Genomic DNA, 21,856 nt, shown 5'->3' on the forward strand with positions numbered 1-21,856 from the left:
GGGCCATGGCTGAGACCGGGATTGAGTCGGTGCTCAATGAGGCGCGGGTGTTTGATCCGCCGGCCGCCCTGTCGGCATCCGCTCGGATCGGCTCCTTGCAGGCCTACCGGGACCTGGCCGCCCAAGCTGAAGCCGATCCGGACGGGTTCTGGGGTGAAGCGGCTCGGCGGGAGCTGCATTGGTTTAAGCCGTTCGAGACGGTCCTCGACTGGAGTAACCCACCCTTTGCCCGCTGGTTTGAAGGGGGGCAAACCAACCTGTCGTTTAACTGCCTGGATCGCCATCTGGATGGTCCCCGGGCCGACAAGACGGCCCTGATCTGGGAGGGGGAACCGGGTGATGTGCGGCGCTTCAGCTACCGCGAACTGCACGCGGAAGTCTGCAAAGCGGCCAATGCCCTGAAGGCCCTTGGCGTTGGTAAGGGCGACTTGGTGGCCCTGTACATGCCGATGGTTCCGGAGGCCGCCATCGCGATGTTGGCCTGTGCCCGTATTGGTGCGCCCCATTCCGTGGTCTTTGGTGGTTTCTCCGCCGATGCGCTGCGCGATCGCCTGATCGATGGTCAGGTCAAGCTCGTTGTGACGGCGGATGGGGGCTTCCGCAAGGACAAGCCGGTTCCCCTCAAGCCCGCCGTGGATGAAGCGCTTGCGGCAAAGGGTGGTGCTCCGAGTGTGGAGAAGGTTCTGGTCGTCCAGCGCATCGATTCGGGTTGTGCCATGGAGTCCGGTCGTGACCACTGGTGGCATGAGCTCGTGGATGGTCAGAGCAGCGATTGTGCGGCGGATCCGATGGAGAGCGAGGACCGCCTCTTCGTCCTCTACACCTCCGGTTCCACCGGTAAGCCCAAGGGGGTGGTTCACACCACGGCTGGCTACAACCTCTGGGCTCACCTGACCTTCCAGTGGATCTTCGACATCCGCGAAGACGACGTCCACTGGTGTACAGCGGATGTGGGCTGGATCACCGGCCACAGCTACATCGTCTACGGCCCTCTCTCCAATGGCGCGACGACGGTGATGTACGAAGGGGCTCCTCGCCCCAGCAACCCCGGGGCCTTCTGGGAGCTGATCCAGAAACACCGTTGCACCATCTTCTACACGGCGCCCACGGCGATCCGCGCCTTCATGAAGAGCGGCCGGGAGGTGCCGGATCAGTACGACATGAGCTCCCTGCGGATCCTCGGCACAGTGGGGGAGCCGATCAATCCAGAGGCCTGGATCTGGTATCGCGATGTGATCGGCGGTGGTCGCTGCCCGATCGTCGACACCTGGTGGCAGACGGAGACCGGTGGGGTGATGATCAGCCCCCTTCCTGGGGCGACGCCGACCAAGCCAGGCTCGGCGACCCTTCCACTCCCCGGCATCCAAGCCGACATCGTCGACCACGACGGCAACTCCCAAGGAGCGGATCAAGGTGGCTACCTCGCGGTGCGTCGTCCCTGGCCGGGAATGATGCGCACGGTCCACGGCGATCCCGACCGTTTCCGTAAGAGCTACTGGGAGGAGATTCGCCCGGCCGATGGCTCCCACATCTACTTCGCCGGAGACGGCGCCCGCCGCGATGCCGACGGTTACTTCTGGGTGATGGGCCGGGTCGACGACGTGATCAACGTCAGTGGCCACCGTCTGGGGACGATGGAAATTGAAAGTGCTCTGGTCAGTCATCCCGCCGTGGCGGAATCCGCTGTGGTGGGTCGCCCGGATGACCTCAAGGGTGAGGGCATCGTTGCGTTTGTGACCCTTGAGGCCGGCCGCAGTGGTGATGACGCCTTGGTGGCCGAACTGCGCAGCCATGTGGGCAAGGAGATCGGTCCGATTGCCCGCCCAGATGTGATCAAGTTCAGCGACGCCCTACCGAAGACCCGCAGCGGCAAGATCATGCGCCGGATCCTGCGCTCCCTCGCCGCCGGTCAGGAGGTCAGCGGTGACACCTCAACCCTGGAGGATCGCTCCGTTCTTGATCAGCTGCGGGTCTGATCCGGGCTCGTCCACCACTGCAGCAGCTGATCGGCCAGTTGATCCAGTTCCCTCTGCCGGGCTGGATCATCAGCCCATCCCCCGAGCAGGTTCTGACGGAGTCCTGCGCTGGCTGGGGTTAGGTGATCTCCGGCCCGCTCGAGCAAGCGGGTGCTGTCCTGGCTTCGCTTTTGAAGTACCTGCAGGAGCCGAGGGCTCTGGTCCAGTTGGTCGCTTTTGAAGCGCACCAGCAGGTTATTGGCTTGTCTGTAATTTTTGGCGATCAGCCGCAGGGTCTCCTCGGGGGAGGGGCTGAACTCGCTCGTGACCCCGAGGGCTCCTCCGAGCTCGGCGAGCAGTGGAACACTGCGCTCGGCGGAGAAGTTGTTGAAGCTCATCGCTGCCAGGCCGCTGCAGCCTCGACCGTTATCGGGTGCCAGGAGGTGCAGCTTGCAGCCCAGGCTGTGGCCCAGCCTCAGCGGCGGAGGCTGATCAGGGTCCCGCCGTTGGCGGAAGCTCCTCCAGGCGTCATTGGCCTGGGCCTGATGGTCAAAGCCGGGCACATAGCTCCAGGCGTGGATGGCCATGCCCCGGCGCGCCAAGGCCTCGAGAAGCCGCCGATAGCTGATCTGCGGCGTCGCAGCGAGATAGCTGCCGCCAATGAACTCGATCAGCCCCCGCGGTTGGGGAGGGGTCCAGCACCAGAGGCTTCCGCGCTGGCGCCAGCTCATGCGGCCTGAAGGCGCTTGAGGCAGTCCATGGCTTCACGGCGATGGGCCGGGCCATCCAGCAGGTTGTTGAACACGTGACGAACGACTCCGCTCGCGTCGATCACGTAGGTCACGCGGCCCGGCAGCAGTCCAAGGACGCCGGGCACCCCAAAGGCCTTGCGCAGCTGGTTGTTTTGATCCACCAGCAGGGGATAGGGCAGGTTGTGGCGGCTGGCAAAGCGCTGATGACTGCTGGCGTTGTCGCCACTGACGCCCCAGACCTCCGCCCCTAAGGCCTGCAGGTCCGCATAGCTGTCGCGGAAGGCGCAGGCCTCCATGGTGCAGCCAGGGGTGTCGTCCTTGGGATAGAAAAACAGCACCAGAGCCTTGCCCGCGAGTTGATCGCTGCGGCGCTCCACGCCGTTCTGATCCTGCAGCGCGATCAGGGGAGCGCGATCACCGCTTTTCAGGGCTTGGGCCAAGGCCGGTACAAGAGCTGCGCAAACCCTAGGGAGGGGCTGGCCAGGGCTGGGATTATGGGGCGATTGCAAAGGTGGGGATGACCAGGGGCGACGCGGAGATGGACGAACAACAGCCCCGTGCTGGCTGGGAACAGGTGGATCTGCTCAGCCTGGTCAGTGGACCCGCCGCGGCGCCAGTCGTGCCTGAGCCTGCGCCGGAGCCTGCTGCGGAGACGGCTGTTGTTGTCGACCGGCCTGAGGAACCTGAGCCGTCGCCTGCCGCGCGTCTCTCTGGTCCCAGTGGCCCCGAGCTGCTGTTGATCCTCGACACGGAGACCACCGGCCTCTCCCCGGCGGAGCATCGCTGCATTGAGGTCGGCGCGGTTCTTTTTTCGGTGCCGGATCGCTCGGTGTTGAGCCAGGTTTCGTTTTTGATGCCTTGCACCAGCAATGCCGCTGAAGCGGTGAATGGCATCGCCCCGGCCCTGACGCAACGCCCTCAGCCATGGCAGGCGGGTCTGGCCTGCTTCGAGGCCATGGTTGAGGCCGCTGACGTCCTCCTGGCCCATAACGCCGCCTTCGATCAGCAGTGGTTTGGTCTGGGCTCCCTGCCTGCACTCAGCAAGCCCTGGCTTTGCTCCATGGAGGACATTCGCTGGCCCCAGGAGCGTCAGCTGCGGTCCACGCCCTCGGTGCGTGATCTGGCCTTGGCCTATGGCGTGCCGGTTTGGGCGGCCCACCGGGCCCTCACCGATTGCATCTACCTGGCGCAGGTCTTTGAGCGTTGCGAGGACCTGGAGGACCTCCTTCTCCAGGCGATGGAGCCGCGCCGCCTCTACCGCGCTCGTCTCTCCTATGAAGAACGCCATAAGGCCCGCGAGGCGGGCTTCCGCTGGAATCAACCGGTGAGCGGAGCCTGGAGCCGGCGCCTGTCTGACCGCGAGGTGGCCCTATTGCCCTTCCCTGTCGTTCCGGTCGATGAGGCTGCGGAATTGCGCAGCGCCTGATTTGCTTCAACAACAGGAAGCGGATCCACTCATTTCAAGGAGCAGCTGAGCCTTCTCTCCATCGTGGTGGGTGAGCTCTGGTCAGTTCCATGTCTGTGCATGCTCGCGGTCATCCCTCTAGGCCCTGCGCCCTGAGCAAGGTTCAGCGCTGGCAGCGCAGCCGCACCTGGGCCCGCTTAATTCGCGAAGCAGAAGCCCTCTGGCATGTGGATGTGCGCGAACTCCATCGTTTGGCTGCGCTGGAGTTGTCGCAGCTGCTGGAGGAGGTGCCGCCGGGATTGCGTCCCAGGGTGAACCGTTGGCTGCAGGGGTATCACGTTCACACGCGACTGGAGCCCGATTCGAGGGAGTAAAGCCTCAGCTTTTCGGACCAAACACAAAAAAACCACCTCTGGGGGAGGTGGTTTTGGCGGAAGTTGCCGGTGATCAAATCGGAGCGGCGGGATTTGAACCCACGACCCCCACTACCCCAAAGTGGTGCGCTACCAAGCTGCGCTACGCCCCGGCGAGAAAGAAGCTATCACAGCGCTTTGCCGCGTTTCGAGCGGATTTTTCGAAGCATTCGCCGGGTCAGTTGATCGCGGTTCAGGCCCGCGTAGCCCCAGAGGCGCAGGGCGCGAGCGAGCTCCCTTAATTCGCGCAGATTCATCGAGGCCAGGCGCAATTCAGGCACCTTCTGCCAGGCGGTGGCGGTCGGCGGCAGAGCACTGCCCACGCCGCCCGGCTTCAGGCTTGAGAGGGCACCGTCGGCCATCCACTCAGGCACCAGCACAAACAGAACGGCCAGCAGCCCGTAGAGCTCCACCAATCCGCGGGGAAGGGGGTGCAATTGCCGAGGGGCGTTGTTCTCAGCCGATTCGGTAATGGGTCTTGGCTCCGCGTCAGCGCCGGCGCCATTGTTCCGCAAGCCAGGCGTTCCCCCAAGGGGGGCAGAGCCAGAGCTGTCTGCCTAGATCAGATCAGCCGGGCGCGCCTGAAGCGGTTTGGGGCGCTCCAGGGCGGGCTGCTCTTTCCAGAGCATCGGTGGCTCGGTGCTGGGCGCCAGGCGGACATACCAAAACACCAGTGCAAAGACCAGCCCCAAGGTGGCCAGGATGCCGATGATCACGGTTCGATCCGGTAAGGGGTTCATCAGACCTGATCCACCCGTAGGCACTGCATCCGCATCGGCAGTTGCTCCAGCGTGAGCTCATCGCCACGCAGGATCATCTCCATGCCATCACTGCTGTAGCGAACGCCAGGTTCGTTGCTTTGCAGCCGAAAAAAGGTTCTGCGGTATCCACCGCTGATGAGGGAGGCCTGGGATTGATTGCGCTCGATCACCAACATTCCCTTGTCATGGCAGAGGTAGCGATCCTTGATCGCGTAGTCCTCCCACCAGGGGGACTGCATGGCCTGAGCCATCAGCAAGGCAAGTCCGAACATCAAAGGCGAATTGGGCTGTTGTCTCCCCGCAGAACGCAGTGGCTGATGCTCCAGTCGTAGTTCTGCCAGACCGCCGCGGGGAGTTTGTAGTGACAGCCCTCCCACTGCTCATCGAGCAAGACCCCCTGGGGTTGTGCGGAGCAGTAGGGGCGGCTGCCTGGACGGGCCAGGTACTGCTGGTGATAGCCCTCGGCGAAGAAAAAGGGTTTGCCCAGGGCAATTTCCGTGGTGATGGCTCCTTTGCCGGAGCCATTCAGCAGCTGCTGGTAGCGATCAGATGAGGCCTTGGCGACCGCCAGGAGCTTGGGCTCGTTGACGTAGATCGATGAGCGGTACTGGGTACCGGTGTCGTTGCCCTGGGCCATCCCCTGGGTTGGGTTGTGGCATTCCCAGAAGAGCTTCAGGAGATCACTGAAATCAATGGCGTTGACATCCCAAACCACACGTACGACTTCGGTGTGACCGGTTCGGCCGGAGCAGACCTCCTCATAGGTCGGGTTCGGGGTGTAGCCACCGGCGTAGCCCACCGCGGTCGTGATCACCCCGGGCAAGCGCCAGAACCCCTTCTCCGCGCCCCAGAAACAGCCGCAGCCAAAGAGGGCTTCCTGCTGACTGGTGCTCAACGGAGCCTTCAGCGCTGTACCCAGGACCACGTGGCGATCCGCCGTCGCGATCGGATCGGAGCGTCCTGGTAGGGCCGCTTCTGGTGCAATCAGGTTTGTCTTTGATCCACCCATGCCCTGAAACAGTCCGAACACCACAACAGCCTTTGCTGGCCAGAGCCTAGGAAGTTCAACCCTCGCTCGAAGTCGATTCCAGGGCGATGTGATTCAGCAGGGTTGTGGTGAAGGTGAAGAGCAAAAACGGCAGGGACAGCACCAGGATCAGCCCAACGCCCACCAGGGCCACGATCGGTTTGCTAGCGCCCATCAGCGCGAGTCCGGCCGCCAGGCTGACAAAGATGACCAGCATCCAAATCAGGATCTGGCCGTAGATATCGCCAAAGGTCAGGGTGCAGCGCAGGCGGTAGGCAGAGCTGGTGAGCATGGGGGCGCTCAGCGGAGGCGTCCCTCCAGCTAAGCGAGCTCAAGCGGGCTTGTCCTGGGATGTTGCAAGAACGATGCTGTCCTTCAAGCCACGCGCGTGAGTTGTTCCTCCGCCTGTTCCCGCTCCCAGAGCCTGCGGTAGGTGCCGGCTTCCTCGAGGAGCGCGTTGTGGTGTCCCTGCTGCACCAGGCGCCCCTCGTCCAGGACAAGGATTCGATCACAGGCCGCTGCCGCTGAGAGTTGGTGGCTGATCATCAAGATCGTTCGGTCCCGCTGGGCGCGAATCGAGCTCAGGATGTCGGCGGCCGTGTTGTTGTCCACGCTGGCCAGGGCGTCATCGAGCACCAAGAGCGGGGCTTGAACCAGCAGGGCACGACCCAGGGCTGTGCGCTGGCGCTGTCCGCCACTCAGGGTGATGCCGCGCTCTCCCACGAGGGTTTCGTAGCGATCGGGGAAGCCCCGCACATCAGCGGCCAGTCGCGCCTGTTCCGCTGCCTGCTCGATCCGCGCTTGATCCGCGTCTGGTTCTCCATAGCGGAGGTTGTCGGCGAGGCTCGCAGTGAAGAGGTAGCCCTCCTGGGGGACCAGGGCGACCTGTTGGCGGAGCTGCTCGAGGTCGAGGGCTGTGATGTCAGTCCCATCGAGATACAACTGCCCTTCAGGCACGTCCACCATCCGGCCCAGGGCCCTGGCCAAGGTGGTTTTGCCGCATCCCACGGGTCCGACAACGGCCACGAGCTCCCCTGGGTCAAGGCGGAAGCTGACGTCCTCAAGGGTGTTGCGCTCCGCGTCGGGATATCGCAGGGTGAGGCCTCGGGCTTCGATCCCAGCGGCTTGGCTGCCCGTCCGTTGGGGGACCGGCTTTGGTGCCTCAGGGGATTGGATGCGCGGCGTCCGGCGCAGCAGCTCTTCGACGCGCTCCAGGCTCACCTGGCCGGTCTGGAAGGTATTCAGCGTGAATCCCAGAAGGGCCGTCGGGAAGACCAGTCGCTCGACATAAAGGATCAAGGCCACCAAATCCCCAATGGAGAGGCGACCGCTCTCCAGTTGCCCGCTGCCGAGGGCGAGCAGCAACAGCAAACTGACCGACGAGATGCCCTCCAGGAGAGGGAAGAGCGTGCTGCGGGTGCGGGCTAACTGGAGAGCGTCATCCCGGTAACGCTTGTTGCGCCGCTCGAAGGCCTCCCGCTCGGTGCGTTCTTGGCCATAGATCTTGATGGCGCTGATGCCGGAGAGGTCCTCCTGGATCAGATCGCTCAATTCCCCCAGCGCTTCCTGCTGACGGCGCTGTTGCCGCATCATCCGGCCGCCGAAGAGTCGAACGGTGATCAACATCAACGGATAGAGCCCCACCGCCGCCAGGCTGAGCAGTGGGTCGATGGCGAGCATCGCCGGCAGCGTCAGGGCATAGGCGAGGGCGGTGTTCGTGAGGCTGAGCACCGCAAAGCCCAGCAGGCGCCGCACGTTCTCCACATCACTGGTGGCTCGACTGATTACTTCGCCGCTGCCGGTGCTCTGCACCCAACCGGGCTCCTGGCGGAGCATGTGATCAAAGATCTTCTGCTTCAGCTGGGCCTCCACCTGCCGGCCCACTCCGAAGACCAGCATTCGCGAGACCAGCCGGACGCCCCCCATGAGGGTCGCCAGCACGACGATGATTCCGGCCTGCCGCAGCACGTCGCTGTAGGTGAAGCCGTCCTGGAGGTCATCGATGACGCCCCGCACCATCAGCGGGATCGTGACGCTCAAGAGGTTGACGACCACTAGGGCGGCGACGCCCAGAAGCACCGTGCGCCGATAGGGCCGCAGGTAGCGCTGGATCAGTCCGAAGCGGATCGCCGCCATGGATCAAGGCAAGGTTTCGCCAACCTAGGCAGCGACCCCAGAACAGCGTTGTTGAGCGATGCTGTGCCGGCGCACCCTCAGTCGGCTCGATGGACGAGAACCAGCAGTCTCATCCTCTTTATGGAACCGAACGCGACCTGGTGGACCGGTTGTTGGCCACTGAGGCCCCTGCTGATGCTGATCTGGTGGAGCTGGGTCGCCTGTTGATGCGTTACGAGGGATTTCCCGGGGCCCTGGATCTTCAGGAGGATCTCCAGAAGACCCTGCGTCTGTGGGGCTTAAGCCGCGAGCAACTGCATCAGCGCACGCGGGCGATCTGGGCTGGCGGCTATCGGCCGGGGGCTGAAGCGGCACCTCAGGCCGTCGGATCTGGTTTTGACACGTCCGATCAGGACAGTCCCTGAGCCTTGTTTTTGCTAGAGACCACCTTCGTTCTTGCGTTTTGATGACAGCCCCCCAGTCCTGGTCGGCCCTTCTTGATCAACTCCTGCGCGGTGAGTCGTTGCAGGGATCGCAGGCACGCGACCTGATGGAGGCCTGGCTGTCTGAACAGCTCGAGCCCGTTCAAACGGGCGCCTTCCTCGCGGCCCTTCGCTCCAAGGGGATGAACGGTGAGGAGCTGGCGGCCATGGCTGAGGTCCTGCGCGCTGCTGCACCCCTGCCCTGTGCCCGGCCTGACCTTGAACTGGTGGATACCTGTGGCACCGGTGGGGATGGGGCCAACACGTTCAACATCTCGACGGCCGTTGCTTTTGTGGCCGCCGCCTGTGGGGCCCAGGTCGCGAAGCACGGAAACCGCAGTGCCAGCGGCAAGGTCGGCTCTGCCGATGTTCTGGAAGCGGTTGGACTGAATCTCAAAGCTCCAACCGACGTGGTGGTTCAGGCACTCAATGCCGCCGGCGTCACCTTCTTATTTGCTCCGGGCTGGCATCCCGCCTTGGTTGGACTGGCCCCCCTGCGCCGGGCCCTGGGGGTGAGAACGGTGTTCAACCTGCTGGGTCCCCTGGTCAACCCCCTCAGGCCGGACTATCAGGTCCTCGGTGTCGGAGCAGCAGAGTTGCTCGATCCCATGGCCGATGCCTTAGCCCGCTTGGGCTGCCGCCGTGCCGTCGTGGTCTTTGGCCATGGCGGGCTCGATGAAGCATCCCTTTCTGGCCCGAGTGAGTTGCGTCTGATCCAGGACGGACAGGTGGAACGCCAGCTCTTGGATCCCCAGACGCTGGGCTTGAGCCTCGCTCCGATGGATGCCCTCCGCGGTGGAGAACTGGAGGACAACGCTCGGATCCTGGAGGCTGTGCTCCAGGGCCAGGGGAGCCAGGTGCAACAAGATGTGGTGGCCCTGAACGCGGCCCTGGTGATCTGGGCCGCTGGCTTGGCTGACTCCGTTGCGGCAGCCCTGCCTCTGGCGCAGGCCGCCATGGAGAGTGGAGCCGCCTACGCGCGGCTGCGCAGCCTCAGTCAGGCCCTGGCTTAGAACTCCCTTAAGGGAAGATGTCGGCATGAGCAGCTCACCCACCCCTCAACCAGCCCTTCTTGTGTTGGCTGACGGCCTGGTGTTGCGTGGTGAAGCCTTTGGCGCCAGAGCGACGGCCTTCGGTGAAGTGGTCTTCAACACCGGTATGACCGGTTACCAGGAGGTCATGACCGACCCCAGTTATTCCGGGCAGTTGGTCACCTTCACCTATCCCGAACTGGGCAATACCGGGGTCAACGGCAGTGATCAAGAGGCCGATGTCCCCCATGTTCGCGGTGTGATCGCCCGTCAGTTGGCTCCCACCCAGAGCAGCTGGCGCAGTGAAGGCAGCCTCGAGGCCTGGTTAGAGCAACACGGCGTGGTCGGCATCTCCGGCATTGATACCCGCTCCCTGGTGCGCCACCTGCGCGAGGGCGGTGCCATGAACGGTGCCATCAGTACTGACGGCATCACGCCCCAGCAGTTGCTGGAGCGGGTCCAGGCGATGCCCTCAATGGCTGGTTTGAACCTGGCGAAGGACGTCTCCACCAGGGAGCCCTACACCTGGTCATCCCTTTGCCCTGCTGCCTTCGATCAACGCCTCCAGGACAATCCCGCGACCCCGTACAAGGTCGTGGCGATCGACTTCGGCATCAAACGGGCCATCCTCGAACGGTTGGTGGCCCATGGCTGCGATGTCACGGTGCTGCCGGCCGACGCCACCTTGGAGCAGGTGCTCGAGCGCCAGCCTGAAGGTGTTTTCCTCTCCAACGGCCCTGGCGACCCCTCGGCTGTGACCAGTGGGATCAACCTGGCGAAGTCGTTGGTTGAGCAGGAGGCACTGCCCCTGTTCGGGATCTGCCTGGGGCACCAGATCCTGGGCCTAGCCCTTGGTGGAAGCACGTTCAAGCTTGGCTATGGCCACCGCGGTCTGAACCACCCGTGCGGGACCACCGGTGTGGTGGAAATCACCAGCCAAAACCACGGTTTCGCCTTGGACGCTGACTCGCTCCCGGCCGATCAGATGGAGGTCACCCATCTGAATCTCAACGACCGAACCGTGGCGGCCTTTGCCCATCGCCAGAAGCCGATCTTCGGGGTGCAGTACCACCCAGAGGCCAGTCCTGGCCCCCACGATGCCGACCATCACTTCGGCCGTTTCGCCGCGCTCATGAGCGAGCGACGGGGCTGATCGATCGCAGTTTGTTGCGGTCGTGCCCGTTTCGAAAACCCTCACTACACTGCGATCGCCAGTGACGTCAGAGGTCAGCAGCCATCACTGATCTGCAGCGATTGACCGTCTCTCTACGCGGTGGTTTTGAACAGCAGGACGGATGTCTCCTGTTCAGCTTCACCGGGCAGTTGGATGCTTACTCCGAGAAGCAATTTCTCGCCTTTATCAACGACCACCTCACCAGCACCCCGCAGCCGCTGGTGCTGGACCTGAGCAAGATCGATTTCATCGATTCCTCGGGTCTCGGTGCCCTTGTGCAGTTCGCCAAACACTGCAACGACCAGAAGATCCAGTTCTTGGTGGTCGGCAATGCCAGGGTCGTCCAGACGGTGAAACTGGTAAGGCTTGAGGAGTTTCTCCATCTCCAGCCAGACCTCAACACCGCCCTCGGAGCCATCGCCGCCTAATTCGGCAGCCTGGCTGACCCAACTCCAAGCACCGGGATGGCCCGGGGAGTTGGGTCCTCTTCAGCTGGCCTGGCTAGGGGATGCGGTCTGGGAGTTGCACCAGCGCATGCGCCGCTGCCGCCAGCCGGGACGCAGTTCCGATTTGCATCGAGCCGTTGTGGCGGATGTCCGCGCAGATGCCCAGGCGGAGGCCCTCGATCGGCTGCAGGAGAAGGGATTGCTCCAGGAGGCCGAACTGGAGTGGGTGCGGCGTGGACGCAATAAAGCGGGTCGTGGGCCCCGCAAGGGAGAGGCTGGTGTCTATGGCAAGGCCACGGGATTTGAGACAATGGTTGGCTGGCTCTTTCTGCAGAACCCCAGCCGCCTTGCACAGCTGCTGGCAGAACTCGAGGACGCCGACCGATAACCCCTTTGCCTGACAACCATGAGCCCCCGTTTTGATCGTCGTAAGGACCAGCGCTCGGGCCCAGGTGGAGGGAAGCCACCCCGCGGCGGCGGACGGTTTGCCGATGATCGATCCGGCGGCGAGCGTCGCGGCGACCGTTTTGGCGGCGAGCGTTTCGGATCGGATCGGGGTGGCAACCGCTTTGGCGGGGACGAGGCCGGCGGTGGACGTCCGGGATACCGCTTCGGTGGCCGTCCTGGAGGTCGTCCTGGCGACCGATCTGGCTTCCGTGGCGGCTCGTCCCGTCCGTTTTCTCCCCGCGGCGAATGGCGTCCCGACGGAGAGCAGCGCGGTGGTGGTGGCGAGAGACGTGAGCGCTTCTCCCGCTCGGAGGGCCGCCCCGATAGCCGGGGTGAGGCCTCCAGTCGGCCCGAGCGCCGCGGCCCGCGACCCCAGGGCCGCCCGTTTTTGAAGGGACGCTCCTCCGATCGCTTCCGCGACGAGGCTCAAGAGTCCGGCCGGGACGGTTACCGCCCTGGCGGCAAGGGGCGTTTTGGCGCTCGTCGCGACGAGCAGGGTGGCGGGCGCAAGCCGTTCTCCCGTGATCGCGACCAGGCCAAGCCCATCGCCGTCGAGGTTCCCGTTGGTGAGGCCGAACGGTTCAACGCCTATCCCGCCGATGATTTGATCTGGGGCCGCCATGCGGCCCAGGCGGCCCTGGAGAGCGGCCGTCCCGTGCACCGCATCTGGTGCACCCCGGAAATGCGTTTTCAGCCCCGTTTCCTTCAGTTGCTGCGGGAAGCCAAGTCCGGCGGCGTGCTGGTGGAGGAGGTCACCTGGTCGCGTCTCGGCCAGCTGACCAATGGGGCGGTGCACCAGGGCATCGTCATGCAGGCTGCGGCCGCCGACACCCTGGATCTGGGCACCCTGATCGATGGCTGCCGCGACCTGGGTGAGCCCCCGCTGCTGATGGCCCTCGATGGCATCACCGATCCCCACAACCTTGGGGCCATCGTCCGCAGCGCAGAAGCCCTCGGCGCCCATGGGCTGGTGTTGCCCCAGCGCCGCAGTGCCGGTCTGACCGGTTCCGTCGCCAAGGTGGCTGCTGGAGCCCTGGAGCACCTGCCCGTGGCCCGAGTGGTCAACCTGAACCGCGCCCTCGACAGTCTGAAGAACGAGGGCTACCGGGTGATTGGTCTGGCGGGGGAGGGCAGTGTTGCCCTGAGTGAGGCTGACCTGGACGGTCCCCTGGTGGTGGTGACTGGCTCAGAAGGGGATGGTCTCTCGATGCTGACCCGCAAGCACTGCGATCAGCTGGTGCGGATCCCGATCCGTGGCGCCACCCCCAGCCTGAACGCCTCGGTCGCCACCGCGATGGTGCTTTATGAGGTGGCCCGTCGCGGCTGGATGAAGCAGATCTCGGGGGCCGCGCCGGCCCCGCGGATCGTGCGTCCTCAGTTGCCAACGCCTGCCCCCCTGGAGCTGCCGGAAGAAGGCAGTGCAGAAGCGACCTCCGCTGTTCCCGAGGACGACATCGTTCTCAGTCCCGCTGAAGAGGCCCGTGCCGATCAGCTGGTGGCCGATGTGATGGCTGAGTTCTTGGGGGATTCAGCAGCGGTTGTCGAACAGACCGATGGGGCCGATGGGACGGATCCAACCGCGACGTTCTCCTCCGACATCAAGCTCTGAATGCTGCGCTTGCCCATTCCGGAGCCAGAATGGTGTTATCGCCTCCCGTCTGGATGACGCCCCTTCTTCGGCCTCTGCGCAGCATTGCCAATGGGTTTGGTCTGGCTTGGTGGGCCCGCGTTGAAACGAGGCGGCCGGATGTGACCTACTGGTTTGGTCCCTACATCCGGCGCAGCAGCCTTGAGGCTGCGCTGCGTCCTTTTCTGGCTGACCTCCGCAGCGAAGGAGCTGCTGAGGTCAACCACTCCCTGATCAAGACCCGGCGCGCCGAGCCCCTGACCATTGCGGCCGAGGGTTAGCTCACGGGTTGGCTGATAGCGTCAACCCTTGGTTTGGACCTGGGTTTGATGGGTATCGCCGAGTGGCGCGACCAGCTCAAAAGCGGCGACGTGTCCGCCCGTGAGCTCACGGACCATCACCTCAGCCGCATCGAGGCGGTTGAGCCCAGCGTTAAGGCCTACACCGAGGTCACGGCTGAACGGGCCCGTGCCGATGCCGACCGGATCGATGCCCTGAGGGCCTCTGGTGCTGAGCTCCCGCCGTTGGCGGGTGTTCCCCTGGCCATCAAGGACAACCTCTGCACCCGTGGGATCCGAACGACCTGCTCCAGCCGGATGCTGGAGAACTTCGTTCCCCCCTATGAGTCCACGGTGACAGATCGGCTCTGGGGTGCCGGCGCGGTCCTGCTTGGCAAAACAAATCTCGACGAGTTCGCCATGGGCAGCTCGACCGAGACCTCAGTCTTCGGCCCAAGCCGCAACCCCTGGAACACGGACAAGGTTCCCGGGGGCAGTTCCGGTGGCAGTGCCGCCGCCGTTGCAGCTGGTGAGTGTGTTGGTTCCCTGGGATCCGACACCGGCGGCTCCATTCGCCAGCCCGCCTCCTTCTGTGGGGTGGTGGGTCTCAAACCCACCTATGGCCGTGTCAGCCGCTATGGCTTGGTGGCTTTCGCCAGCTCCCTGGATCAGGTGGGGCCCTTCGCCAACAGCGTCTCGGATGCCGCCGAGTTGCTCCAGGTGATCGCCGGTGAGGATCCCCGCGATTCGACCTGTCTGAAGGCCCCCGTACCCGATTACCGGGCGGCTTTGACCCAACCCGTGGCGGGACTGCGCGTTGGCATCGTGCGGGAGTGTTTTGAAGCCGAGGGCCTGCACCCTGAGGTCAAGGCCTCGGTGATGGCCGCTGCGGCCCAACTTGAGGCCCTGGGCTGTGACCTCGTTGATGTCAGCTGCCCCCGCTTCAACGACGGCATCGCCACCTACTACGTGATTGCCCCGTCGGAGGCGTCCGCCAACCTGGCCCGCTACGACGGCGTGAAGTACGGCTACCGGGCTGAGGATGCCGCGAGCCTGGCGGAGATGACCTCCCGCAGCCGTGCCGAAGGCTTCGGTGACGAGGTCAAGCGCCGGATCCTGATTGGCACCTATGCCCTCTCGGCCGGCTACGTGGATGCCTACTACAAAAAGGCGCAGCAGGTCCGCACCCTGATTCGCCGTGACTTCGACGCCGCCTTTGGTCAGGTGGATGTGTTGCTCACCCCCACTTCACCCACCACTGCCTTTGGCTTCGGCGCCCACGCTGAAGACCCCCTGGCGATGTACTTGGCTGACCTGTTGACCATTCCCGCCAACATGGCCGGTCTGCCGGCCATCAGCCTCCCCTGCGGTTTTGATGGGGCTGGCCTGCCCATTGGCGTGCAACTCATCACCGGTGTTCTTCAAGAGGAGCGCCTGCTCCAGGTCGCTTATCACTACGAGCAGGCCGCGCGCGTGATGGACAAGCGTCCCCAGGCGTCCTTGGTGCCCTGATCCCTAGTGGTGGCGTGCCGGGCTGAAGAAGTGGTGGCTTAGACCCTGAATCTGGTGTTGCCGGCTTAGCCTGGGCTCAGCCTCGGCTCCACCGCTTTCTTCGCGCTTGGCCTTCGTCCCCCTCCATAACCACAGCGACTACAGCCTTCTGGATGGGGCAAGTCAGCTGCCGGCCATGGTGAAGCGGGCTGAGGAGCTGGGAATGCCGGCGATCGCCCTGACCGATCACGGTGTGATGTACGGCGCGATTGAGCTGCTGAAGCTCTGCCGCGGCAGTTCCGTGAAGCCGATCATCGGCAACGAGATGTATGTCATCAATGGCTCCATTGATGACCCCAACCCACCGAAGAAGGAGCGCCGCTACCACCTGGTTGTCCTGGCCAAGAACGCGGTGGGCTATCGCAATTTGGTCAAGCTCACCAGCATCAGCCACCTGCGGGGCATGCGCGGGCGGGGCATTTTCTCCAGAGCTTGCATCGATAAGCCGACCCTCGAGCGCCATAGCGAGGGCCTGATCATTGCCACGGCTTGTCTGGGCGGTGAAATTCCCCAGGCGATCCTGCGGGGCCGCCCCGATGTGGCCCGGGATGTGGCCCGTTGGTACCAGGGGGTCTTTGGTGACGACTTCTACCTCGAGATTCAAGACCACGGCTCCCCGGAAGATCGGATCGTCAATGTGGAGATGGCGAAGATCTCCAAGGAATTGGGGATTCCGTTGGTGGCGACCAACGATGCCCATTACCTCACCAGCAATGACGCCGAGGCCCACGACGCCCTGCTGTGCGTGCTGACGGGCAAGTTGGTCACCGATGAGAAGCGTCTTCGCTACACGGGGACGGAGTTCATTAAGAGCGAGCAGGAAATGCTCGGACTCTTCGCGGACCACCTGGAGCCCGAGGTGGTGGCCGAGGCCGTTGCCAATACGGCTCTGGTGGCCGAGAAGGTCGAGGACTACGACATCCTTGGGCGCTATCAAATGCCTCGCTTCCCAATCCCTGAGGGGCACACCCCGGTGAGTTATCTGCGGGAGGTGACCGAGCAGGGACTACGCGCGCGCCTGGGGCTTCCGGAGGGCAGCGGTTTCGAGGCCACCTATGGCGAACGCCTCGCTTTCGAGCTCCAGGTGATGGAGCAAATGGGCTTCCCGACCTATTTCCTGGTGGTTTGGGACTACATCCGCTTTGCCCGAGACAACGGCATCCCGGTGGGCCCTGGTCGCGGTTCCGCCGCCGGCTCCTTGGTGGCCTACGCCCTCGGCATCACCAACATTGATCCGGTCACTAACGGTCTGCTCTTCGAGCGCTTCTTGAATCCAGAGCGCAAGTCGATGCCTGATATCGACACGGACTTCTGCATCGAGCGACGTGGTGAGGTAATCGACTACGTCACCGAGCGCTATGGCGAAGACAAGGTCGCCCAGATCATCACCTTCAACCGGATGACCTCCAAGGCCGTCCTCAAGGATGTGGCCCGGGTGCTGGATATCCCCTACGGCGATGCCGATCGTCTCGCCAAGTTGATTCCTGTGGTGCGCGGCAAACCCGCCAAGCTCAAGGAGATGATCGGTGAGGAATCACCCGCCCCTGAGTTCCGCGAGAAGTACCTCGGCGATCCCGCAGTGAAGCGTTGGGTCGACATGGCGATGCGCATTGAGGGAACCAACAAAACCTTTGGTGTCCACGCCGCGGGTGTGGTGATCGCCGCGGATCCCCTGGATGAAGTCGTTCCGCTGCAACGCAACAACGACGGTCAGGTGATCACCCAGTACTTCATGGAAGACGTGGAGTCCATGGGTCTGTTGAAGATGGACTTCCTGGGGTTGAAAAACCTCACGATGATCGACAAAACCGTCGATCTGGTGAAGCAGAGCTCAGGGGTCAGCATCGATCCCGATGCCCTCCCCTTGGATGACGAAGGCACCTTTGGCCTGCTGGCGCGCGGAGACCTGGAGGGCATTTTTCAGCTGGAATCCAGTGGGATGCGCCAGATCGTGCGGGACCTCAAGCCCTCCTCCCTGGAGGACATCTCCTCGATCCTGGCCCTCTACCGACCGGGCCCGCTCGACGCGGGGCTGATTCCCAAATTCATCAACCGCAAGCACGGCCGCGAGGCGATTGATTTCGCCCACGCCAAGTTGGAGCCGATCCTGCAGGAGACCTACGGGATCATGGTTTACCAGGAGCAGATCATGAAGATCGCTCAGGATCTGGCGGGCTATTCCCTTGGAGAGGCGGATCTTCTCCGCCGGGCCATGGGTAAGAAGAAAGTCTCGGAGATGCAGAAGCACCGAGACATCTTTGTCAAAGGTGCAAGTGAGCGCGGTGTCGACGCCAAGATCGCCGATGAGCTCTTCGACCAGATGGTGCTCTTCGCGGAGTACTGCTTCAACAAGAGCCATTCCACCGCCTATGGCGCGGTGACGTATCAGACCGCCTACCTCAAGGCCCACTACCCCGTTGCCTATATGGCGGCGCTGCTCACGGTGAATGCCGGCAGCACCGACAAAGTGCAGCGCTACATCTCCAATTGCAATGCAATGGGGATCGAGGTCATGCCCCCCGATGTGAATGCCTCCGGGATTGACTTCACCCCCGTCGGCGATCGCATCTTGTTTGGCCTCTCGGCCGTGCGCAATCTCGGCGAGGGGGCGATTCGTGCCCTGCTGGAGGCCCGCAGCAGTGACGGTCCCTTCCAGTCCCTTGCCGATCTCTGCGATCGCATTCCCGGCACCACCTTGAACCGCCGCTCCCTGGAAGCGTTAATCCATTGCGGTGCCATGGACGCCCTCGAGCCGGAGGCCAACCGGGCCCAGCTGATGGCCGATCTGGATTTGATCGTTGATTGGGCCTCGTCCCGCGCCCGCGACCGCGCCAGTGGCCAGGGCAATCTCTTTGACCTGTTTGCGGCTCCAGCCAGCGGGGATGCAGAGGAGACCCAGGGGGGTGGATCTGACCTGAGCACCGCACCCAAGGCGGCACCGGTCAAGGACTATCCGCCCACCGAAAAGCTCAGGCTCGAGAAGGAACTGGTTGGTTTCTATCTCTCTGATCACCCGCTCAAGCAGCTGACCCGACCGGTCCAGTTGCTTTCACCCGTCGGCCTGGGTGGCCTCGAGGAGCAGGCCGATAAGGCGCGGGTCAGCGTCGTTGGCATGGTCTCAGGCCTACGCCCGGTGACCACGCGCAAGGGGGATCGGATGGCGGTCCTGCAGCTGGAGGATCTCAGCGGCAGTTGTGAAGCGGTGGTCTTCCCCAAGACCTACGCCCGCCTTTCGGATCACCTGATGGTCGATGCCCGGCTGCTGGTCTGGGCCTCCGTCGACCGGCGCGATGAACAGGTCCAGCTGATCGTGGACGACTGCCGTGTCATCGACGAGCTCCAGTTTCTTGTGGTGGAACTGGATGGACCGCAGGCCAGCGACATCGCCATTCAGCACAAGCTGCGGGAATGCCTGAACCAGCACCGCACCGAGAAAGACGAGGGAGGTGTTCGTGTCCCTGTGGTGGCGATGGTCAAGGACCAAAGCCAGGTGCGCTACGTGCGCCTGGGCCACCAGTTCTGCGTGCGCGACAGTCGTGCCGCCCTCAGCAGTCTGGAGGCCCAGGCCTTCCGGGCCCGGCTCAGCTCGAAGCTGGTGGCCGCTTAACAGAGTGGCGCAGCCGGCTGATGTTCACGCCGATCTGCTCAAATCCCAGCAGGGTTCCTGCTGAGGTTTCCCAACTTGCTGACAAGACCCCGTAGCTCAATCCGAGCAGGCCCAATAGGAAAAATCCCCCAGACGTCACCAGGGTGGCGGCGGGGGGAATGTCCAGAATTCCACGGCTGACCACCACATAGCTCACGATGAATGTGGCCATGCCCATCACCGTGGGAATGCCGGTGGCGATGCCCACCCGCCGCGCCATTCGATTGGCGACGGCCGGTGGGATGGCTTGTGGGTTGGTGGGCTTGGAGCGACCCTGGGCTGCTTTGGATTGGCTCGGGGGGACGCTTGGCGCGAGTCCGCCGCCGCCCTTCTGCGGGCGGGAGCGGTTTTTCCCCTCGTTTGCCATCTCAGCCGCGGATGCCGAGCTTTTTGATCAGGTCGGAATAGCGCTGCTCGCTGTTGCTGCGCAGGTAGCTGAGGAGGCGCTTGCGGCGGCCGATCATCTTCAGCAGACCCTGGCGGGACGAGAAGTCATGGATGTTGCCCTGCAGGTGACCACTCAGCTTGCTGATGCGCTCGCTCAGCATCGCCACCTGAACTTCCACGGAACCGGTGTCGGTGCCATGGGTCTGGTGAGCGTTGATTAGTTCCTGCTTCTTGGTGGTGTCGAGCGGCATGCGCGGCGTCTGGCCCTGACGGTGCAAACAACCAACTTACTGCCCCGTGGGACACCCAGGTCTCAGGCCACGTCGCGGGAGAGATAGCGCAGGCTTTCCCGCAGCCAGGCGTCGCCGTCCTCCCCAAGTTCAGGGCCCTGTGGGCTGATCGCCCGCAGGGCCCGGTTGATCTCCAGGGCTTCGTAGCCGAGCGCCGAAAGGGTGAGCTGAACCTCTTCCCGAACGCCCGCGGCCGGACCCTCTCCGCTGTCGCTGACCTGCAGATCGTCCGACTGGCTCAACTGCAGGCTTTCTCCGTAGCGCTGCTGGAGCCTGGTGCGCAGTTCCACCGAGAGCCGCTCGGCGGTGCGCTTCCCCACCCCAGGCGCCTGGCAGAGCTGGCGAAGATCGGCCTGCACAATTGCGCGCACCAGCTCCTCGCAACTCAGTTGCCCAAGCAGCCCCAGGGCCATCTGGGGGCCGACGCCGCTGACGGCCACCAGTTCGCGGAAGAGATCGCGCTCATGGCGTGCACAGAAGCCATAGAGCGTCCAGCTGTCCTCGCGGATGACCTGGTGGACATGCAGGGCGGCCTCGGTGCCGTTTCCCCCGAGCTGATCCCAGTGGCGACGGGGCATCTGGACCTCGTATCCCACCCCTGAGCAGACGAGCAGGACCCCGAATCGGTTGTTCAGGTGCCAGCGATCGGCGAGTTGCCCTTGCAGCCAGCCGATCATGGGGAGACGCTTACTGCCCGCCATGCTGCCCGGTCTGACCGCCCAGGCTGATCGCCTTGCACCACTTTCTCGCCTGTTGACCTGGGCTTTGGCCCTGCTGTTGTCAGCCGTGTTGGTCCTCGGGCTGGGTGGATGTGGCGGTTCTGGTCAGCCCCCCCAGAAGGTGCTGCTCTCGGCCCTTGCGCTGCAGATCGATCTCACCCAGCGCTCCATCGCCGATGCCCTGACCCTGGATGCTTCTGGCCCACCCCAGGTCAGCCGGGTGCGTGTGGAATCCCAGGAGAGCCTCCCCATTGGCGGCGGCAAAGGCATCCATCTCACGGGGCGGTTTGATTGGCGGCTGGCCGGGGATCCCATTCGCGTCGATAGCGCCTTTGACCTGTATCTGCAGCGCGGTGAGCGGGGCCAGAGCTGGCGCTTGGCCCGGCCCAGTGGCAGTGAGGACGGCACGACCCAGGATTGGTTGACCTATCCCCTTCCGCTGAAGGGTGAGCAGACCTAGGCCGCTTGGCGTCGCTGTGGTTTCAGGCTCAGGAGCGTTGCGGCCAACACGAGCACTGCGGCCGTGGTGGTGTCGGGGTCCAGGGGTTCCTGGAAGAGCAGCCATCCCCACAGGGCAGCCAGCGGCACCTGGCCGTAGCTCATGGCCGTCGCTCGCGCCGCTGGCATCCCCAGTAATCCCTTGGTGATGCCGATCTGGCCCAGCTGGGTGAAGACCCCAACGCCGATTAAGGCCAGGAGTTCCCAGGTGCTTGGCCAAACCGGCTGCAGCAGCACCAGTGGCGCCGTCAGCACCAACCCCACCAGGGGGAAGTAAAAAACGATCACCAGGGGATGTTCGGTGCGGCCAAGGGCCCGCACGCTGACGTAGGCACAAGCCGACAACAGCGCTCCCGCCAGGGCCAGCAGCACGCCCCCCATGGGCAAGGGCGTGGCCTGAACCTGCAGTAATCGACTGCCGAGGGGCCCAAGCAGGCCCATGAGCTCCATCGGGTTGCTGAGGACCAGGACCGCGAGCCAGCCCAGCAGCGCGGCGATCCAAACCTTGGCCCCGAGTCTTTCCTTCAAGAGCAGCCAGGCCAGCAGTGCCGTGAAGGTGGGCTGCAGATACTGAAGGACCGTGGCGGGTGCCAGGGGCAGTTGGGCCAGGGCTGCGAAGACGCAGAACAGGGCCCCCGTGCCGATGGCGCCGCGCAGGATCAGCAGCCCTTTGCGCTGTCCCCAGGGATCGAGACCGGCCTGCCGCAGCATCGCGACACTCAGCACCAGGCTGATGGCGGAGCGAGCCATCACCACCTCGGCCACAGGGATCCGGCCGCCCAGCGCTTTGACGCAGACCCCCATCAGGCTGAAGCTCAGCGTGCTGGACAGCATCCACAGGCCAGCCCTGCC

25 protein-coding genes and 1 tRNA gene are annotated in these 21,856 nt (G+C 64.0%); 13 read left to right on the plus strand and 13 right to left on the minus strand.

Annotation, left to right across the window (positions count from 1 at the left end; genetic code table 11):
• The first annotated feature begins 5 nt into the window (after positions 1–5).
• On the plus strand, positions 6–1,976 hold the full coding sequence (acs, locus tag CB0205_RS0109425) for an acetate--CoA ligase (RefSeq protein ID WP_010316794.1): 1,971 nt from the start codon (positions 6–8) through the stop codon (positions 1,974–1,976).
• Here the strand turns inward: acs and CB0205_RS0109430 are convergent.
• Positions 1,961–2,686: a DUF1350 family protein gene (locus CB0205_RS0109430; protein WP_010316795.1), complete on the minus strand. Its 726-nt coding sequence runs from the start codon at positions 2,684–2,686 to the stop codon at positions 1,961–1,963. The two genes, acs and CB0205_RS0109430, sit on opposite strands and share 16 nt — an antisense overlap.
• The gene (locus CB0205_RS0109435) at positions 2,683–3,147 is read right to left on the minus strand and encodes a peroxiredoxin (RefSeq protein WP_010316797.1); all 465 of its coding nucleotides are present in this window, start codon (positions 3,145–3,147) and stop codon (positions 2,683–2,685) included. Before CB0205_RS0109435 ends, CB0205_RS0109430 begins: the two co-directional genes overlap by 4 nt.
• A gap of 77 nt (positions 3,148–3,224) precedes the next feature.
• Here CB0205_RS0109435 and CB0205_RS0109440 point away from each other — a divergent pair, with 77 nt between their 5' ends.
• Both CB0205_RS0109440 and CB0205_RS0109445 read left to right on the plus strand, forming a co-directional pair.
• Positions 3,225–4,133, plus strand: coding sequence for a 3'-5' exonuclease (locus CB0205_RS0109440; RefSeq protein ID WP_010316798.1), 909 nt, complete (start codon positions 3,225–3,227; stop codon positions 4,131–4,133).
• Positions 4,134–4,222: 89 nt separating this feature from the next.
• A complete protein-coding gene (locus tag CB0205_RS0109445) occupies positions 4,223–4,486 on the plus strand; it encodes a hypothetical protein (protein WP_010316799.1) in 264 nt (87 codons plus the stop codon).
• Positions 4,487–4,564: 78 nt separating this feature from the next.
• Here the strand turns inward: CB0205_RS0109445 and CB0205_RS0109450 are convergent.
• The 7 genes from CB0205_RS0109450 to CB0205_RS0109480 all read right to left on the minus strand — a co-directional run bounded on the left by CB0205_RS0109450 (position 4,565) and on the right by CB0205_RS0109480 (position 8,449).
• Positions 4,565–4,638 (minus strand) — tRNA-Pro (locus CB0205_RS0109450).
• Between the two features lie 15 nt (positions 4,639–4,653).
• Complete coding sequence (locus CB0205_RS0109455; RefSeq protein ID WP_363155066.1) at positions 4,654–5,040, minus strand: hypothetical protein; 387 nt, start codon at positions 5,038–5,040, stop codon at positions 4,654–4,656.
• Positions 5,041–5,082: 42 nt separating this feature from the next.
• On the minus strand, positions 5,083–5,265 hold the full coding sequence (locus CB0205_RS0109460; protein ID WP_010316801.1) for a hypothetical protein: 183 nt from the start codon (positions 5,263–5,265) through the stop codon (positions 5,083–5,085).
• On the minus strand, positions 5,265–5,558 hold the full coding sequence (locus CB0205_RS0109465; protein WP_010316802.1) for a hypothetical protein: 294 nt from the start codon (positions 5,556–5,558) through the stop codon (positions 5,265–5,267). Before CB0205_RS0109465 ends, CB0205_RS0109460 begins: the two co-directional genes overlap by 1 nt.
• A complete protein-coding gene (gene msrA / locus CB0205_RS0109470; protein ID WP_010316803.1) occupies positions 5,558–6,295 on the minus strand; it encodes a peptide-methionine (S)-S-oxide reductase MsrA in 738 nt (245 codons plus the stop codon). The genes CB0205_RS0109465 and msrA overlap by 1 nt, the downstream gene beginning before the upstream one ends.
• 55 nt (positions 6,296–6,350) lie before the next feature.
• Complete coding sequence (locus CB0205_RS0109475; RefSeq protein WP_010316804.1) at positions 6,351–6,605, minus strand: hypothetical protein; 255 nt, start codon at positions 6,603–6,605, stop codon at positions 6,351–6,353.
• 83 nt (positions 6,606–6,688) lie between these two features.
• Positions 6,689–8,449 carry an ABC transporter ATP-binding protein gene (locus CB0205_RS0109480; protein ID WP_010316805.1) on the minus strand — a complete coding sequence of 587 codons (1,761 nt, stop codon included), beginning with the start codon at positions 8,447–8,449 and terminating at the stop codon, positions 6,689–6,691.
• An 89-nt stretch (positions 8,450–8,538) separates the two neighbouring features.
• On the opposite strand from CB0205_RS0109480, the gene CB0205_RS0109485 reads away from it, so the two are divergent.
• From CB0205_RS0109485 to CB0205_RS0109525, 9 genes are all read left to right on the plus strand, one after another.
• Positions 8,539–8,853, plus strand: coding sequence for a DUF3288 family protein (locus CB0205_RS0109485; RefSeq protein ID WP_010316806.1), 315 nt, complete (start codon positions 8,539–8,541; stop codon positions 8,851–8,853).
• 41 nt (positions 8,854–8,894) lie between these two features.
• Complete coding sequence (trpD, locus tag CB0205_RS0109490) at positions 8,895–9,923, plus strand: anthranilate phosphoribosyltransferase (protein WP_010316808.1); 1,029 nt, start codon at positions 8,895–8,897, stop codon at positions 9,921–9,923.
• A gap of 25 nt (positions 9,924–9,948) precedes the next feature.
• Complete coding sequence (carA, locus tag CB0205_RS0109495; RefSeq protein WP_010316810.1) at positions 9,949–11,094, plus strand: glutamine-hydrolyzing carbamoyl-phosphate synthase small subunit; 1,146 nt, start codon at positions 9,949–9,951, stop codon at positions 11,092–11,094.
• Positions 11,095–11,195: 101 nt separating this feature from the next.
• Positions 11,196–11,543 carry an STAS domain-containing protein gene (locus CB0205_RS0109500; protein WP_010316811.1) on the plus strand — a complete coding sequence of 116 codons (348 nt, stop codon included), beginning with the start codon at positions 11,196–11,198 and terminating at the stop codon, positions 11,541–11,543.
• A gap of 49 nt (positions 11,544–11,592) precedes the next feature.
• Positions 11,593–11,949: a ribonuclease III domain-containing protein gene (locus tag CB0205_RS0109505; protein ID WP_010316812.1), complete on the plus strand. Its 357-nt coding sequence runs from the start codon at positions 11,593–11,595 to the stop codon at positions 11,947–11,949.
• Between the two features lie 18 nt (positions 11,950–11,967).
• Positions 11,968–13,617, plus strand: coding sequence for a 23S rRNA (guanosine(2251)-2'-O)-methyltransferase RlmB (gene rlmB, locus CB0205_RS14635; RefSeq protein ID WP_083797930.1), 1,650 nt, complete (start codon positions 11,968–11,970; stop codon positions 13,615–13,617).
• Between the two features lie 53 nt (positions 13,618–13,670).
• A complete protein-coding gene (locus CB0205_RS0109515) occupies positions 13,671–13,916 on the plus strand; it encodes a DUF1816 domain-containing protein (RefSeq protein ID WP_010316815.1) in 246 nt (81 codons plus the stop codon).
• Between the two features lie 48 nt (positions 13,917–13,964).
• Positions 13,965–15,425: an Asp-tRNA(Asn)/Glu-tRNA(Gln) amidotransferase subunit GatA gene (gatA, locus tag CB0205_RS0109520; RefSeq protein ID WP_010316816.1), complete on the plus strand. Its 1,461-nt coding sequence runs from the start codon at positions 13,965–13,967 to the stop codon at positions 15,423–15,425.
• A gap of 106 nt (positions 15,426–15,531) precedes the next feature.
• Positions 15,532–19,071 carry a DNA polymerase III subunit alpha gene (locus CB0205_RS0109525; protein WP_010316817.1) on the plus strand — a complete coding sequence of 1,180 codons (3,540 nt, stop codon included), beginning with the start codon at positions 15,532–15,534 and terminating at the stop codon, positions 19,069–19,071.
• On the opposite strand, the gene CB0205_RS0109530 is transcribed toward CB0205_RS0109525, so the two are convergent.
• The 3 genes from CB0205_RS0109530 to ruvA all read right to left on the minus strand — a co-directional run bounded on the left by CB0205_RS0109530 (position 19,046) and on the right by ruvA (position 20,464).
• Positions 19,046–19,477, minus strand: a complete 432-nt coding sequence (locus tag CB0205_RS0109530) for a PAM68 family protein (protein WP_010316818.1) — start codon at positions 19,475–19,477, stop codon at positions 19,046–19,048. The genes CB0205_RS0109525 and CB0205_RS0109530 overlap by 26 nt on opposite strands.
• 1 nt (position 19,478) lies before the next feature.
• Entirely contained in the window at positions 19,479–19,748 is a 270-nt protein-coding gene (rpsO, locus tag CB0205_RS0109535) for a 30S ribosomal protein S15 (protein WP_010316819.1), read from the minus strand.
• 62 nt (positions 19,749–19,810) lie between these two features.
• Positions 19,811–20,464: a Holliday junction branch migration protein RuvA gene (gene ruvA / locus CB0205_RS0109540; RefSeq protein ID WP_029626278.1), complete on the minus strand. Its 654-nt coding sequence runs from the start codon at positions 20,462–20,464 to the stop codon at positions 19,811–19,813.
• Between the two features lie 22 nt (positions 20,465–20,486).
• Here ruvA and CB0205_RS0109545 point away from each other — a divergent pair, with 22 nt between their 5' ends.
• Positions 20,487–20,966, plus strand: coding sequence for a hypothetical protein (locus CB0205_RS0109545; protein WP_010316821.1), 480 nt, complete (start codon positions 20,487–20,489; stop codon positions 20,964–20,966).
• Here CB0205_RS0109545 and CB0205_RS0109550 read toward each other — a convergent pair.
• A complete protein-coding gene (locus CB0205_RS0109550) occupies positions 20,963–21,838 on the minus strand; it encodes a DMT family transporter (protein ID WP_010316822.1) in 876 nt (291 codons plus the stop codon). The two genes, CB0205_RS0109545 and CB0205_RS0109550, sit on opposite strands and share 4 nt — an antisense overlap.
• Positions 21,839–21,856 lie beyond the last annotated feature (18 nt).

The sequence above is a fragment of the Synechococcus sp. CB0205 genome (assembly GCF_000179255.1).
Lineage (GTDB): Bacteria > Cyanobacteriota > Cyanobacteriia > PCC-6307 > Cyanobiaceae > Vulcanococcus.